This window comes from Proteinivorax tanatarense, from assembly GCF_040267685.1.
GTDB lineage: Bacteria > Bacillota > Proteinivoracia > Proteinivoracales > Proteinivoracaceae > Proteinivorax > Proteinivorax tanatarense.
This window is the reverse complement of record NZ_CP158367.1, coordinates 2,122,386-2,136,887: the sequence shown is the minus strand read 5'-3', so window position 1 is coordinate 2,136,887 and position 14,502 is coordinate 2,122,386. Positions and strand designations below refer to the sequence as shown.

The 14,502-nt window shown below is 34.7% G+C and carries 15 protein-coding genes and 1 pseudogene; 11 read left to right on the top strand and 5 right to left on the bottom strand.

Translation table 11 applies throughout. From position 1 onward, the window contains the following. The first annotated feature begins 119 nt into the window (after positions 1-119). Positions 120-497: a hypothetical protein gene (locus PRVXT_RS10595; RefSeq protein WP_350342841.1), complete on the top strand. Its 378-nt coding sequence runs from the start codon at positions 120-122 to the stop codon at positions 495-497. 75 nt (positions 498-572) lie between these two features. On the opposite strand, the gene PRVXT_RS10590 is transcribed toward PRVXT_RS10595, so the two are convergent. Next, positions 573-1,076, bottom strand: a complete 504-nt coding sequence (locus tag PRVXT_RS10590) for a biotin transporter BioY (protein ID WP_350342840.1) — start codon at positions 1,074-1,076, stop codon at positions 573-575. 96 nt (positions 1,077-1,172) lie between these two features. Further along, complete coding sequence (locus PRVXT_RS10585) at positions 1,173-2,795, bottom strand: anthrax toxin lethal factor-related metalloendopeptidase (protein WP_350342839.1); 1,623 nt, start codon at positions 2,793-2,795, stop codon at positions 1,173-1,175. Positions 2,796-3,059: 264 nt separating this feature from the next. On the opposite strand from PRVXT_RS10585, the gene PRVXT_RS10580 reads away from it, so the two are divergent. From PRVXT_RS10580 to PRVXT_RS10555, 6 genes are all read left to right on the top strand, one after another. Continuing rightward, on the top strand, positions 3,060-3,590 hold the full coding sequence (locus PRVXT_RS10580) for a nitroreductase family protein (protein ID WP_350345148.1): 531 nt from the start codon (positions 3,060-3,062) through the stop codon (positions 3,588-3,590). 39 nt (positions 3,591-3,629) lie between these two features. Continuing rightward, positions 3,630-4,034 carry a hypothetical protein gene (locus tag PRVXT_RS10575; protein ID WP_350342838.1) on the top strand — a complete coding sequence of 135 codons (405 nt, stop codon included), beginning with the start codon at positions 3,630-3,632 and terminating at the stop codon, positions 4,032-4,034. 92 nt (positions 4,035-4,126) lie between these two features. Next, on the top strand, positions 4,127-4,522 hold the full coding sequence (locus PRVXT_RS10570; protein WP_350342837.1) for a hypothetical protein: 396 nt from the start codon (positions 4,127-4,129) through the stop codon (positions 4,520-4,522). A 172-nt stretch (positions 4,523-4,694) separates the two neighbouring features. Next, complete coding sequence (locus PRVXT_RS10565; protein WP_350342836.1) at positions 4,695-5,093, top strand: secondary thiamine-phosphate synthase enzyme YjbQ; 399 nt, start codon at positions 4,695-4,697, stop codon at positions 5,091-5,093. Between the two features lie 85 nt (positions 5,094-5,178). Beyond that, on the top strand, positions 5,179-5,313 hold the full coding sequence (locus tag PRVXT_RS10560) for a hypothetical protein (RefSeq protein WP_350342835.1): 135 nt from the start codon (positions 5,179-5,181) through the stop codon (positions 5,311-5,313). A 67-nt stretch (positions 5,314-5,380) separates the two neighbouring features. Continuing rightward, positions 5,381-5,569 (top strand): GNAT family N-acetyltransferase, encoded by a 189-nt coding sequence (locus PRVXT_RS10555; RefSeq protein ID WP_350345147.1) that lies wholly within the window; start codon positions 5,381-5,383, stop codon positions 5,567-5,569. A gap of 18 nt (positions 5,570-5,587) precedes the next feature. Here the strand turns inward: PRVXT_RS10555 and PRVXT_RS10550 are convergent, their stop codons facing one another. After that, positions 5,588-6,490 carry a selenium metabolism-associated LysR family transcriptional regulator gene (locus PRVXT_RS10550; RefSeq protein ID WP_350342834.1) on the bottom strand — a complete coding sequence of 301 codons (903 nt, stop codon included), beginning with the start codon at positions 6,488-6,490 and terminating at the stop codon, positions 5,588-5,590. A 388-nt stretch (positions 6,491-6,878) separates the two neighbouring features. On the opposite strand from PRVXT_RS10550, the gene PRVXT_RS10545 reads away from it, so the two are divergent. Together PRVXT_RS10545 and PRVXT_RS10540 are read left to right on the top strand one after the other, a co-directional pair. Then, positions 6,879-7,637, top strand: a complete 759-nt coding sequence (locus PRVXT_RS10545) for an acyl-CoA dehydratase activase (RefSeq protein ID WP_350342833.1) — start codon at positions 6,879-6,881, stop codon at positions 7,635-7,637. Positions 7,638-7,662: 25 nt separating this feature from the next. Beyond that, positions 7,663-8,790 carry a double-cubane-cluster-containing anaerobic reductase gene (locus PRVXT_RS10540; RefSeq protein WP_350342832.1) on the top strand — a complete coding sequence of 376 codons (1,128 nt, stop codon included), beginning with the start codon at positions 7,663-7,665 and terminating at the stop codon, positions 8,788-8,790. 44 nt (positions 8,791-8,834) lie between these two features. Here PRVXT_RS10540 and PRVXT_RS10535 read toward each other — a convergent pair whose 3' ends face one another. Further along, on the bottom strand, positions 8,835-10,646 hold the full coding sequence (locus tag PRVXT_RS10535) for a YgiQ family radical SAM protein (protein WP_434064294.1): 1,812 nt from the start codon (positions 10,644-10,646) through the stop codon (positions 8,835-8,837). Between the two features lie 158 nt (positions 10,647-10,804). On the opposite strand from PRVXT_RS10535, the gene PRVXT_RS10530 reads away from it, so the two are divergent. Further along, on the top strand, positions 10,805-11,398 hold the full coding sequence (locus PRVXT_RS10530) for a cell wall hydrolase (RefSeq protein ID WP_350342831.1): 594 nt from the start codon (positions 10,805-10,807) through the stop codon (positions 11,396-11,398). 102 nt (positions 11,399-11,500) lie between these two features. Here PRVXT_RS10530 and PRVXT_RS10525 read toward each other — a convergent pair whose 3' ends face one another. Next, the gene (locus PRVXT_RS10525; protein WP_350342830.1) at positions 11,501-13,093 is read right to left on the bottom strand and encodes an ABC-F family ATP-binding cassette domain-containing protein; all 1,593 of its coding nucleotides are present in this window, start codon (positions 13,091-13,093) and stop codon (positions 11,501-11,503) included. An 87-nt stretch (positions 13,094-13,180) separates the two neighbouring features. Here PRVXT_RS10525 and PRVXT_RS10520 point away from each other — a divergent pair. After that, positions 13,181-14,500 (top strand): annotated as a pseudogene (locus tag PRVXT_RS10520) (sodium:solute symporter family transporter); the annotation flags it as partial. Positions 14,501-14,502: the final 2 nt, after the last annotated feature.

The window sequence follows — 14,502 nt, the reverse complement described above, 5'->3', positions numbered from 1 at the left end:
TAATATAACGATTTTAAAAGACAGTATTAACAAAATTATAAATATATTAATAAAGTATTGAAAGTTAAGCCAATTATTGATAAAGTTATATTATAATATGTTTTTTTGGGGGGAATGGTGTGAAGAGATTTATAATGTTCATACTATCTATAATTATTTTTGTTAGCTTAACTGGATGTTCTTCAGGTTCAACAACCCAAAGAAGTAGTGTTAATATAGAGGACGAATCTAAAGATTATACAGATTCTTTAAAAATTGACTTAGACAAAGATTTTGAAAATTTAGCTCTATGCTTTGACGTTAGAATTTCAGATGGTGACCTAAATTGGCGAGTTTTAAGTCCCAAAGGTGAAGTGGTTCAACAAGGGAAGATACAAAGCGGGGAGAGTTATAGGGAACGGTTATATTTTAGTCCAAGACCTGGTCGCTGGGTAGTAGAGGTAGATGGCAATGAAATTGCTGGCAAAGTAGAAATGGAATGGATTGTTTCAAAATAAATAAAAAAATTGAAGGTCTCCAAAAAGAGCCTTCAATTTTTTTATTTATTTTATGCTGAAAATATGATTGAAGCTTTACTTACTGTATAAAACACCATAAACTCGAGGTGCAATAGTGACGACTAACAGTGTAAGAGCTAAATCTTTGATAAAAGCTGGTATCATCCAACCCCAAATAACTAGGTACGGGATGGCATCAAAAGCAGAGATAAAATGATAAGCAAAGTACATGTAGTGGGTGCCGATAAAGTAGTTTGTAAACAACCCAACAATAGCTGCCAGAAAGTAAGTTTTCTTATTTAAAACACTGCAATTTTCGATTATCAACCCTACAACAAAACCCACAAAGATGAATGAAATAATAAACCCAAAAGTTGGACTGATAATTACGTTTAGCCCCCCACGAAAGTTAGCAAAAACAGGTGCACCGGCTAAGCCGATTAAAGTGTAAACAGACATAGACACAGCTGCTAAGCGACTACCTAATAATATTCCACACATAATGGCAAAGAAAGTTTGTAAAGTAACTGGCACCCCACCTATGATTAAAAAAGAAGTGGCATTTGCACCTATAGCCATGAGTCCGACAAAAAAACCGGCTAAAACAATATTTTTTGCTGAATTATTTTTGTTTTTTTTAATCAGTAATCACCTCTAGATTTAGATTGTATAATATTATGGGGAGCGGTTAAAAAAAGAACGGTTAATTGGGAGTATTTCATTAGAAAATTTACAATCGAATATGGGGGGATGTGGAGATATAACTGCTTTATTAAAAAAACAGTTACCTCTATTATCAGTTACCATAAAGCCAATGACATTTTCAGATAGAGGAGTGGATAAGTTAGCAGCGTTAGCGTTGGTAGCAATGGTGTCAGTTATTTGATTATAAGGCCAATCTAATTGTATTACCCAATCTAAATTTTTGCAAATTGTATACAAGTTTAAGCAGTTATCTGACTTATATTCACTCAATAGTTTGACTTTATTATTTTTATCAAGAAATGCTGCAAGTTTTGGGTTGTAATGATAACCAACACTCAAAAAATTATCAATTTTATTGGCAAAAAGGTTATTTGTTTTAGGGGCAACTTTTGTAATATCGCAACATTCTGGCATGTGATTTCGTTTATTTTCAGCATCTACATAATATGTAGCAAAAAATTCAGCAAAATATTCTGCGCAGTTATCTGTATAGTAACTTAGATCGCAAGTACAGCAACTAAAGACTTTTTCAGCTTCTTCTGAACAAATTTTTTGAAATTGGGCAGTACCAGAAATATCGTCAAAAAGAAAATAATCTACAAGGTGCCCTAATTCGTGTAATGCTATACAGGTGGCATTTTCCCTGTCTAATCTGACAACCGCTAGCCTGTGTTTAGTGGAAGTGACACCAGATAATTCACTAGTTATGGTACCAACATTCAAAGGCATATTGTTGTAAAATTCTGGCTGATCAGATATACTTCCAGTAATAAAGCGTAAATTAATCCCCAGTCTAACAAGCTCCTGTAATATATCTATTGGGACGTTATCCAAGTCCTTAATAATGTTTTGTAAGCTATGTTGATAATCGTTTAATTCTCCACCACTGTATTCTATAAAAAGATAAAGTGTTTTTTTAAAATTGTCACTAACATCTTTTTTTTCTATTATTTTTTCAAGGTTGTATACGTTATGAATTTTTCCCTCAGTAAAGTTAGCTGTATTTTTAAAAAATAGCTTATGATTTAATTGGTTATTGTTAACTAATAATTCTATGCAATTAGTGCCAACATGTGTTAATAAAGAATTATTAGCTTCGTCACTAAATTTTGTGCCGTTAGGTCGATAAAAGTTTCCTTCGACAGGCACTCCATTTAACCACAAACCTTCAAATATTTTTCTGTTTTCTTTGTTATAGAGCCTTCCCTCTCCATTGGGCACCCCTAACTTCCAATTACCTTCATAGGCTACTTGATCTTGGATATATAAAGTTCCCTGTCCGCTAAAATATCCATTTTTCCAAAAGCCTTCATAATTAAACTCGTTATTTTTTAGTTTAGCAAAACCATGAACATCTCCTTTATGAAACTCACCAATCACTAACTTAGAGCCTTTTGGATTAAAAATAACTCCCTCCCCTTGCGGTAACCCGGCTTGCATTTCTCCTTGATATTTTGTTTTCCCGTTTGAATAATATAAGGTCTGTTTATAAGTTAGATTGATAAAAGATATAAAGAGAGTAACTAGAATAAGTGCAATTAGCATAACAGTTAATACAATGTACCATACTTTAGGTTTATCTATTTTTATCATAAATAACACTCCTAAAGGATATTATTACTACTAATAATAAACTTCGTTGTTGTTTGTTAATACTCCTTGTTCCATTTTATTCTAGGATTACCGTTTGTAAACCAAAAGGAGGGATTTAAGAATTTACGATTTTATGTAAAACTTAGCTAAGATGATAAAAAATGAGTTTTAAAGGAAGGAAATAGAGTATATATATAGAAAGAAGTGTATAAAATATTAAAATTTTTCTTCAGTTATCGGTGGTTGTAGGAGGGAGTGTAAATGATGATAGAATTGTTAATTAACAGAAGGAGTGTTAGAAGTTTTAAGGAAACTCCTATCGAGAGAAAAAAGGTAGAAACTTTAATAAAAGCAGCTTTGTTATCACCATCATCTAAAAACAAAAGACCATGGGAGTTTATAATAGTTGATGACAAAAAAATGCTGGAGCGATTGTCAAAATCGAAAACTAACGGCTCTACGTTTTTAAAAAATGCACCTATGGCATTTGTTGTAGTTGCTGATAGTGAAGTTAGCGATGTTTGGGTTGAAGACGCTTCTATCGCTTCTATAACATTACAATATACTGCGGAAACTTTAAACTTGGGATCTTGTTGGGTACAAATAAGGAATAGAACAAATGAAAAGGGAGCTAGTGAACAATATGTGCAACAATTGCTCAACATACCAAAGAATAAGCAGGTTGAATCTATTATTGCTATTGGTTATCCTGATGAAAAGAAAAAAACTTATTCAGAGGACCAATTACTTTATGAAAAAATTTATAAAGGGAGGTATGGAGAAAGATATCGATAGCTATAAGTTTATAATATAGGAAAAAGGGAGGGGAAACTTATGAAAAAGCTTTTGGTATTAGCTATAGTTCTTTTATTGACTTTATCTGTTGTTGGTTGTTCAGGGTATTCTGCAGATAGCTATGAAACAGAGTCACTTGGTTCTCAAAGTATGGAAATTGAATTTGAGGCTTTAGACGGAGCTGTTGAAGAAATGCTGGCAGTTGACGGAAGCAGCGGGCTAGATTTTGAAATCCAACTAGAAGAAGGTGAGTTAGAAGCTGAGCTATTTTTATCCAGTGATGAAGATGGCGCTGACTCGCTTTTGCCCACTGAATTGGGGCAAGTTTTTAGTCCAAATAATAGCTTAGAGTATAGTACAGAAGACTCCTTCACAAACGGGATATATAGAATTGTTCTTGAGGGAGAAAATGCAAGTGGAACAGTGCTAATTGACTTTAATTAATTTTAAGTGGCCAGCCTTTTAATGGGGCTGGCCATTAATTTAGATAATATTTTATAAATATATTTAATAATATGTGTAAAGGGGGTATTCAAGTGAAGACAAATATGTATATCATCCTATTTACAGCGTGTTTACTATTTCTGACTGGCTGTTTGGATTATTCTGTTAATTTTTATGAAAGTGGTATAGTAGATGATAATCCACAACATAGAATGTTAACTTTTGAAGAGCTAGAAGGTGATATGAAAGAAAAACTTTTCATAGAAGAAGGCAAAGGTTTAAACATGAGGATAGAGGTTACTAAAGGGAGTTTGCAAGTTGAGCTAATCAATCCTGATGGCGAAAATATCTTGAAAGATCAGCTGAACCAAGTTTTTAATAAGGAAAATTATTTGCAGTTGACCAGTGAAGAGCTCTATAAAGAGGGGGAATATATTATTGTGTTGCAGGGAAATAAAGCAGATGGCAATATAGAAATAAAATTTTAAAAAGATGTAAACACCAACTTTTACATACGGGATTAGTAATAAAAAAGAGGGTGATTTAGATTTGAGAAAAGTTGGTAATAGAGAAACACTTATATTAGCTGGCGTGTTAGGAATAATACTGATTGGACTTTTTCTATTTAGTTAAAAACCACTTTAAAAGGAGTATGGTAAAATGTTAATTGAATGTAAAATTACTTCTAAAAAAAATACAGAATTTATTGATATAACAAGAACAATAACTAAAAAAATAGAAAAAACTAATATTAAGTCAGGGACCTGTTGTATTTTTATTCCTCATACAACTGCTGCTGTAACTGTAAATGAAAATGCTGATCCTGCAGTTAAAGAAGATATGTTGATGGAATTGAATAAGTTAATTCCTTTTGAGGATGGGTATAAACATTTGGAAGGAAACTCTGCAGCACATATTAAAGCAAGTATTATGGGTTTTAACGAAACTTTAATTTTGGATAATGGGAAGCTAGTTTTAGGCACTTGGCAAGGAATTTATTTTGCAGAATTTGATGGACCTAGAGAAAGAAAAATTTATGTTAAATTAATGGAGGGTTAAGTAAAGTAGGTTAAACAGTTAGAAAATTCTGGAGAGAAGTTAATCAAGCATAATTTTTATAAGACAAACAAAAGGTGGGTTAAGTATGAATATCATTTTTAAAGAAGATAAAGACTTAAATCCTAAAGAAGTACTTAAACTATATAATGATGCAAAATGGTCAAGTTATACTGACAAACCTCAATCACTGATAAGGGGAATAAAAGAGTCGTTATCGTGATTACCGCTTGGAATCAAGACAGTCTGGTAGGTTTGGTTAGAGGAGTAGGTGATGGAGAGAGTATTTTATTGTCTTAAAAGAGTTTAAAAGAAGGGGGATTGGGAGTGAACTTTTTAATAGGCTTGTGTCCAAGTACCCTAATGTACGGCAAAAAGTGCTATTAACTGAAGAGACTACGGAAACCCGAAGATTTTATGAAAGCAAGGGCTTTAAAGAAGCAACAAAAGGGCTTATTTCATTTGTAAGATTTGATTAAGAAAGGACACTTGAAAAATCAAGGGTCCTTTCTTTTTGAATTATACTGTTCTTTTATATAAGCTATGAAAATCTTAGATACTTTAGAGAGAGTGCGTTTTTTATGAACAGCTAAGTAAAACCAACGTTGGTGTTCTTGAAATTCTTTTAGTGTATAAATATTGATATAATTTTTATCAATGTTAGCCAACGCAAGTTCAGATACAATTGAAGAAGCCATTCCTTCTTTAACACACTGGGTAATGGACTGGACATTATCAAAATATCCAACTATATTAAGTAAATTAGCATCTAGCCCTGAATTTTTAAAGACTTTAAAAATATTTTCCCGTGTACCGGAACCGGAAAACCTAAATACCATATCAAGATTATATAGACTTTCTATATTTACTTGTGATGATAAGTCGATGCTTTTAGGAGTAATAAGGACTAACTGTTCATTTAATAATGGAAAGTACGCAATGTTATCCGTATAGTGCTTTTCGCCGGTAAAGGCTATATCGGTCACTCCTTCCAACAAATGTTTAGTTACAGCTTTTGAACTACTTTGCATGACATTGTATTTGATTTTAGGGTAATGGTTCCTAAAATTACTAACAATTTTTGGCACTATAAACTGAGCTGGTACTGAACTTGCAGATATATTTATGTCTCCTGACAAAGATTCATTATCATATAAACTATCCAATGCTTGGTTTTTAAGAGCTAAAATCTGTTCTGCCCAGAAAAAGAGGCGTTTACCTAAAGGGGTTAAAATAGCTTTTCTTCCTATTCGATCAAAAAGGATATTTCCTAAATCTTTCTCCAAGTTATTTATATGAGTGCTTACAGTTGATTGGCTTAAATACAGGTTATCCGCTGCTTTTGAAAAGCTTTTAGTTTTGGCTACTTCTACAAAAACAGTTAATTGGTGAAAGTTCATAATCAATCCTCCTTGATATTTGGTTTAATAGGCGGTTTCAAAACTCTATATAACAGGAATTACATAGCATTTTATAGATGGTTTCAAAAAATCCCCACTCCAACTATCTAGCGAGAATGTCAAGTCACATGTTTGTATAGTGACTTGAAAGATTATAACTAGAGATCATTTTGGCTTTTAGCAAGGTATCACTCTCCTCAAAATAAGGAGTTTACTTATATACTCTTAAAAGAAGAATCTAACTCAATTAATTTTACATGATAATATCTATTTATTCAATACTAAAGAGAGCAAACTATCTATAAAAACTTTTGTTTAGGTATATCATGGGGTTTATAATGTTAATAGTGACTTTAATTTCTGAATAACTTACCATGGAGGGATAATAGTGTACACAGTAGGCATTGATGTTGGATCGGCAGCTATTAAAATAGTTGTTTATGATGGGGAAACGTATAGATATGCAATAGAACCTACCGGGTGGTCGCCTAAAAGCAACGGTGAAAAAGTTTATAAAAAGTTTTTAATAGAAAATAACATATCCTCCTCTAAAGTTAAAAGAATAATAGCTACAGGCTATGGTGGAAGAAGGCTTGATTTTGTGGATGAATATAAAAGTGAGATTACTTGTCATGGAAAAGGTTGCCACTATTTATGTTCTGATATAAGAGGTGTTATAGATATAGGTGGACAAGATAGCAAGGCTATTCTTTTAAATGAAAAAGGTAAAGTTCTAGATTTTAACTTGAATGATAAATGTGCAGCAGGTACAGGGAGATTTTTGCAGGTGACTACTAATGCTTTAGACTTAGATATGGATCAAATTGATTGTTTGGCAAAAGACAGCAGCCCACTTAGCATTGATAACATGTGTGCAGTTTTTGCAGAAACTGAGGTTTTAAACCTATTAGTTCAAGGAGCAAAAAAGGATGAAATATTAGCAGGCTTGTTAAAATCTATTGCTTTACGGGTTGGGAGTTTAGCTGGGAAAGCCAATTTGCAGGGTAAAATAGCTTTTTGTGGTGGAGTAGCACAAAGTCAGGTTTTAAGAAGAATGGTGAAAGAGTATTGTAATCTAAACATAATAACGTTAAAAAATCCACAAATCACTGGGGCATTAGGAGCTGCAGTGTTGGGGTTTAAATAAATATAAAACTTGGGAGGGAACTAGAATGAGAGCAAAAACAATGGAATATTTTGATAGTCTTATTGCAGAAAGTGCTATAAAAATTAAAGAGGAAAAAGAAAAAGGAAAAAAAGTAATGGGGTATTACTGTGTTTTTTCACCTGTAGAGCTAATTGAAGCTTCCGGTGCTTTTAGCGTAGGACTTTGTGCTACGAAGCAAGAGCCAATAGCAGAAGCTGAAAAACATTTACCTCGTAATTTGTGTCCTTTAATAAAATCAAGCTATGGGTTTGCAATTACTGATAAATGCCCATACTTCTTTTTTGCAGATGCTGTTATGGCAGAAACAACCTGTGATGGCAAAAAGAAAATGTATGAGTTAATGGCAGATATAAAGCCTATGGTAGTTCTTGATATTCCTAATTCATCTGTTTATAGAAAAAGAAAAGAACATTGGATGGAAGAGATTCATAGGGCAAAAGATTTTATCAAAGATGAACTAGGTTTAGAAGTGACAGAGAGTAGTTTAAAAGAAAAAATTAAAGAGCATAATGAAGAAAGAAAGCTACTAATGGAACTTGTAGAGTTAAATAAATTTAACCCCACTCCAATATCAGGAGCAGATTTGTTAAAAGTACTATGGGGAAGGCAGTTTAAGGCGGATAGAGAAGAATATATCGCAAAAGTCAAAATCTTAATGGAAGAACTTAAAGAAATATCACTAAAAAGTGATAAAGTTAAGGGACCTAGAGTTTTAGTAACAGGATCTCCTACAGGTGTTGGACAAGAAAAAGTAATAAACGTCATTGAAAACTTAGGAGGTCAAGTGGTGTTGCAGGAAGCTTGTTCTGGAGTAAAAGGGTTAGTAGACTTAGTTGATGAAGATAAGAATCCTTATGAAGCTTTAGCGGAAAAATATATGGACATTCCTTGCTCATGTACCTCTCCAAACACTAGACGTTTTGAATTGACAAATAATCTAGTAAAAGAATACGAAATTGACGCTGTCGTGGATATAACTTTGCAAGCATGTCATACCTACAATATTGAATCTTACCAACTAAAAAAAGAAGTAGATGCACCATTTATTCAAATTGAAACCGATTATAGTGAGTCAGATGTTGAACAGATTAAATTAAGAGTAAGTTCGCTATTTGAGCTTATTAATGAATAAAAAAAAGAGTGTTGGGCTAATAACCAACACTCTTTTTTTTAGTTCTATAACTTAACTGGCTTCCGAGGTTTTATTAAAGCTTTTTTATGAAAACCAATTAAATCTGTTCTGTTAGCTTTTTTTAAAGCCTTTAAAACTAGATGATAATTTTTGGGGTTTTTATACTGAATTAGCGCTCGTTGCATCGCTTTTTCGTGGGGAGCTTTAGGCACATACACCTCATCCATTGTTCGAGGGTCAATTTCAGTATAATACATACATGTAGAAAGAGTACCTGGAGTGGGGTAGAAGTCTTGAACCTGCTCTGGCGTATGCCCTATATCTCTTAAATATTCCGCTAACTCAATTGCTGCATCAAGGTCGGAGCCGGGGTGACTTGACATAAGATAAGGAACTAAGTATTGTTCTTTTCCAATTTGCCTATTTACTTTATAAAATTTATCGGCGAATTTTTCATAAACTTCTCGCTTGGGTTTACCCATCTTACTCAAAACTTTAGGTGAAATATGTTCTGGTGCTACTTTAAGCTGTCCGCTGACATGGTGCTCACATAACTCCTTAAAAAAGGTATCATCCGTGTCCTTTAAAAGATAATCATAGCGAATCCCAGAGCGGATAAACACCTTTTTAACACCCTGAATATCTCTAAGCTCTTTTAAAAGCTCGCTATAATCACTATGACTTGCTTTTAGGTTTTTACAAGGTTTTGGGTATAAGCACTGCTTGTCAGTACAGACTCCATGTTTAGTTTGTTTTTGACACGCTTGTTTTCTAAAATTTGCTGTGGGACCGCCCACATCATGGATATATCCCTTAAAATCGCTCATACCTACCATTGCTTTTGCTTCATTAACTATGGCCTCTTTACTACGGTTTTGAATGATTCTCCCCTGATGAAAGGTGAGGGCGCAAAATGAACAGCCTCCAAAACAACCTCTGCTACTTACTAGGCTAAACTTCACCTCTTTTATAGCTGGAACTCCGCCGTCCTTCTCATATATAGGATGACAAGTTTTAGTAAAGGGGAGGAGATAGATGCTGTCTAGCTCATCTGTTGTCATCGGCGGGGCCGGTGGGTTTTGTACTACATAAGTATTTTTATTATACTGTTCAATTAGTGTATCAGCGCTTATAGGGTCAGTATTTCTATACTGGAGTTTGAAGCTTTTGGCATAGGCGCTTTTGTCTGAGCTAACATCTTTAAAAGAAGGTAAGAATTTCCCCTGATATACACTAGAAGGATCACTTGTTTTAAAAACAGTTCCCTTAATATAGGTTAAGTGTTCTATAAGTAATCCACTTTTTAAACCTTCTGCTATTTCAACAATTTGTTTTTCTCCCATACCATAGACCAAAAGGTCAGCCTTAGAATCTAGCAAAATTGACCGACGGACTTTATTATCCCAATAATCGTAATGGGCCAGCCTCCTAAGACTAGCTTCAATACCACCTAAGATTATCGGCACATCCTTGTATGCTTCTTTAGCTCTGTTTGCGTAGACGATTGTAGCCCTATCCGGCCGCTTGTGCCCTTGCCCGCCAGGAGAGTAGCTATCATCATGCCTGCGTTTTTTTGAAACGGTATAGTGATTGACCATTGAATCAATGTTACCACCGGTAATTAAAAAAGCGTACTTGGGTTTGCCTAAAAGTTTAAAGTCATCGGCTGACTCCCAGCTGGGCTGGGGGATTATCCCCACAGAAAAGCCCTGACTTTCAAGGACCCTGCCAATAATGGCAGCTCCAAATGAGGGGTGATCTACATAGGCATCACCACTGATTATAACAAAATCTAACTGGGCTATATTCCTTTTTAACAAATCTTCTTTATTTATAGGTAAAAATTCATTAGTCATCTAAATCCTCCTGAAAATAATAGGTGTTACTATTATATAGCATTTTTTAATTTTTAACAAAGTGTGAATGGGTGTCAAAATATGTTGACAAAAGTCGAAAAAGCTAATATTATATTAACTTGGTTATCACAATTAGTTTTAAGAGGAGGAAATTATAAATGCTTATAAAGGCAAAAATGACTGCAAAAAATAGTACGCTGTTGTTATGCTATGTATCTATAATGTTAATAACATTTTTATCAGTGTTTGGAGCAGTTTATTTTGCTCAAGATGCTATCTTTAACTCTGCTTATGGTTTAGAAAAAGAAGGTAAAAAAGAGCAAGTGTTTAGCATTAAACATGTGGGGCCGGAGCCTACTTATCACAAAGGGTTTACTCCAAAATTTACTGTAACTGAAATTGAGTTGTTGGAACGGATCGTTACAGCTGAATCTCAGGGAGAGTCTTTAGAGGGTAAAATTGCTGTGGTGAACGTGATTTTAAACAGAGTAGACAGCGAAAACTATCCTGGCACTGTAGAAGAAGTTATATTTCAACGAGGTCAATTTAATCCTACCTGGGATGGTAGTTTAGAGAGAGTTAATGATATTACACCTAAAACACAGGAAGCTGTTGGGCGTGCTATTGATGGCCAACATGAAGTGCCCAGCGATACTTTATTTTTTATGAATCAAGAAATTGCCGAAGATTTTACTGTGCAGCAGACTAGGCAATATGTTAAAACCATTGGTAATCATACGTTTTTTAAATAACACCTGTTAACTAATCTGTTGTTGATAGTTTTAAAGCTAGTAAACATTAGCTAAAAAAGTAAGCTATAAGGGCCATTTGTGCCTTACAGCTTACTTTTTTACTTATCTGTTTAATTTCCATTGTAGGTAATCCTCATAACTTGTTTCTTTGTCTATAATTCCATCGGGGGTTATTTCGATTATTCTATTTGCTGTAGTTTTGATGATTTCATGGTCGTGGGAAGTAAAGATTAAAGTTCCTTTATAATTTACTAAAGCTTTATTAAGTGCTGTGATTGATTCTAAATCCAAATGGTTTGTGGGCTCATCAAAAAGCAAAACGTTAGCTCCACTTAGCATCATTTTGGCAAGCATACACCTAACCTTTTCTCCTCCGGAAAGCACATCGGCTTTTTTAAGAGCTTCTTCACCTGAAAACAGCATCCTACCTAGCCATCCTCGGATAAAAGACTCCGATTTCTCCTCTGAAAACTGTCTTAACCAGTCAACTAAGGTTAAATCACAATCATCAAAATAGCAAGAGCTATCATTAGGAAAATATGAGCAAGAAGTGGTCACCCCCCATTTGAACTCTCCAGAATCTTGTTTATCATTCTCCATTAGAATATCAAACAGGGCAGTTTTGGCAATTTCATTTTCACCCAAGATAGCAATTTTATCACCCTTGTTTACAGTAAAACTGATATCATTTAAGAGAACTTCTTCATCCACAGATTTTGAAAGGTTCTTTACTGATAATAGGTCATTACCAACCTCTCTATCTGGCTTAAAGTCCACAAAAGGATATCGCCTAGAAGATGGTTTTATATCTTCAAGCTCTAAATTATCAAGAATTTTTTTTCTAGAGGTAGCTTGCTTTGACTTAGATGCATTGGCGCTAAAGCGTCTAACAAACTCCTGTAATTCCTTCATTTTAGCTTCTGTTTTCTGGTTAGCTTCCTTTGCTTGCTTTTGGGCTAGCTGGCTAGATTCATACCAAAAATCATAATTTCCTGGGAAAACTGTTATTTTACTAAAGTCAATATCAGTTATATGGGTGCAAACTTGATTTAAAAAGTGTCTGTCATGGGACACTACTATAACTGTATTTTCAAAGTTATGGAGGAAATTTTCCAACCAATTGATAGCCTCTATGTCTAAATGGTTAGTAGGCTCATCTAGAAGAAGAATGTCAGGGTTACCGAAGAGTGCTTGCGCAAGTAGGACCTTTACTTTTTCCACACCGTTGAGCTCTTCCATTCTTTTGTTATGATTTTCACTTGAAATACCTAAACCGTTTAGTATGCTTTCAGCATTAGGTTCCGCATCCCAGCCGTTAAGTTCAGCAAATTCAGCTTCAAGCTCGGCAAGTTTAATGCCATCTTCATCAGAAAAGTCTGACTTAGCATAATAAGCTTCCTTTTCCTCCATAATGTCTATCAACCTTTTATGACCCATTATAACTGTTTTTACAACGTTATATTGGTCATATTCATGATGGTTTTGTTTTAGCACACCAAGACGTAGGTTTGAAGCTATGCTAACATTTCCGCTTGTAGGCTCTATCTCTCCAGATATAATTTTAAGAAATGTTGACTTCCCTGCACCATTAGCACCGATAAGCCCATAGCAGTTTCCTGGGGTAAACTTTATGTTTACATCTTTAAAAAGAACCCTTCCGCCATAACGAAGGCTTAGATTTGTTGTAGTTATCATTTTATCCGTCCTTTACATAATAAATTAACTTCTCAATCATATCACAAAATAAGTTTAATGGGAACAAGCTAAAGGAGTGGATTTTTATTTATTGGAGGACCAGGATTGACGTATTCAGTAGGTATGGGAGCTCTTTGGTTCACTTTTCCTACATCTATATCTTTTGCAATGGCGTGGTATATTTTAGGGAAAAGAATGCGTCTTTTAACTGATGCTACAGGGGCAATGACCGTTGCTGATGCAGTTTACTATAGGTTTAAAAGTAGAACTGCTAGTGGGTTAACTGGAATTGCAACTTTAGTAGGAATTGTAGTATTTTTAGGTACCCAAGTGCTAGCTTTAGGGACAATAATTGCATATATATTTCCTGCTTTAACCGTGACTCAAGGTGTTATTATAGGGATGACAATAGTTGCCCTCTATTCTGCAGCTGGTGGTATTTTGGCAGGTACATATACCAGTGTATTCCAGGGCTCAATAATGGCTATCGGTTCATTTCTGGTTTTTATTTTAACTTTAACAACAGGAGATGGGTTGACAAACATAAATCAGACTATAGCTACCCAACCCTTTACAGATATGGGCACTGCTATGCCTGAGTTTGTAGGACCTTGGGGGCTTGTGGGGCCAATGGTGGCTATGAGTTGGTTCTTTGCTCTATCCATAGGAATTGTGGGACAACCACACGTTGTATCTAGATTGTATATGATAAAAGATGTCAATAAACTTAAATGGGGCCCAGCGGTAGCTGCTGTTCCTGCCATTCTTGGTGGATTATTGTTTTTTGGAGTAGGTTTAGTTATGCGCTATCTTGTTATGATAGGTGAAATAGCTCCTCTTGCTAACCCTGATGATGCCATATTGGTATTTTTGACTGAATTTACCCCCCCTGTATTAGCTGGTATTGTCTTAGCTGGCGTTGCAGCGGCAATAATGTCTACATGTGATGCCTTTATCAACATAGCTTCAGCTGCAGCTGTAAGAGATTTACCTAAAGCATTTGGCAAACAATTATCCGACAAAAAACAGCTGATTTACGGAAGGGTAGCTGTTGTTACCATCTCAGTAATTACTGTGGCAACTGTGCTACAGATGGGAGATGATGGCATAGCACTGTTAGGTGCAGTTGGTTGGGGAACATTTGCAGCAGCATTAGCGCCTGTTCTTGGTGTTGGATTAAATTGGAAGAGAGCTACTAAAGAAGGTGCCATAGCATCTATAATAGTTGGACTCCTGTCTAGTGTCGGATTAGAAATATTGGCAACAGCAGGTGTTTATGAGCTTCCTAACGGTATTTACATCGGTGCACTTTCTATGGTATTATCTTTAATTGTATTTATAGTAGTTTCATATGTAACTGAGCAGGAACCGCTTGACGAAATAATGGATGCGGTAATGGATGCGTAATA

Coding starts and splice junctions, on each gene's coding strand:
- PRVXT_RS10580 (WP_350345148.1), top strand. CDS start 3,060: ATGATAGAATTGTTAATTAACAGAAGGAGTGTTAGAAGTTTTAAGGAA.
- PRVXT_RS10535 (WP_434064294.1), bottom strand. CDS start 10,646: ATGACTAATGAATTTTTACCTATAAATAAAGAAGATTTGTTAAAAAGG.
- PRVXT_RS10540 (WP_350342832.1), top strand. CDS start 7,663: ATGAGAGCAAAAACAATGGAATATTTTGATAGTCTTATTGCAGAAAGT.
- PRVXT_RS10575 (WP_350342838.1), top strand. CDS start 3,630: ATGAAAAAGCTTTTGGTATTAGCTATAGTTCTTTTATTGACTTTATCT.
- PRVXT_RS10550 (WP_350342834.1), bottom strand. CDS start 6,490: ATGAACTTTCACCAATTAACTGTTTTTGTAGAAGTAGCCAAAACTAAA.
- PRVXT_RS10525 (WP_350342830.1), bottom strand. CDS start 13,093: ATGATAACTACAACAAATCTAAGCCTTCGTTATGGCGGAAGGGTTCTT.
- PRVXT_RS10530 (WP_350342831.1), top strand. CDS start 10,805: ATGCTTATAAAGGCAAAAATGACTGCAAAAAATAGTACGCTGTTGTTA.
- PRVXT_RS10590 (WP_350342840.1), bottom strand. CDS start 1,076: ATGGCTATAGGTGCAAATGCCACTTCTTTTTTAATCATAGGTGGGGTG.
- PRVXT_RS10585 (WP_350342839.1), bottom strand. CDS start 2,795: ATGATAAAAATAGATAAACCTAAAGTATGGTACATTGTATTAACTGTT.
- PRVXT_RS10565 (WP_350342836.1), top strand. CDS start 4,695: ATGTTAATTGAATGTAAAATTACTTCTAAAAAAAATACAGAATTTATT.
- PRVXT_RS10560 (WP_350342835.1), top strand. CDS start 5,179: ATGAATATCATTTTTAAAGAAGATAAAGACTTAAATCCTAAAGAAGTA.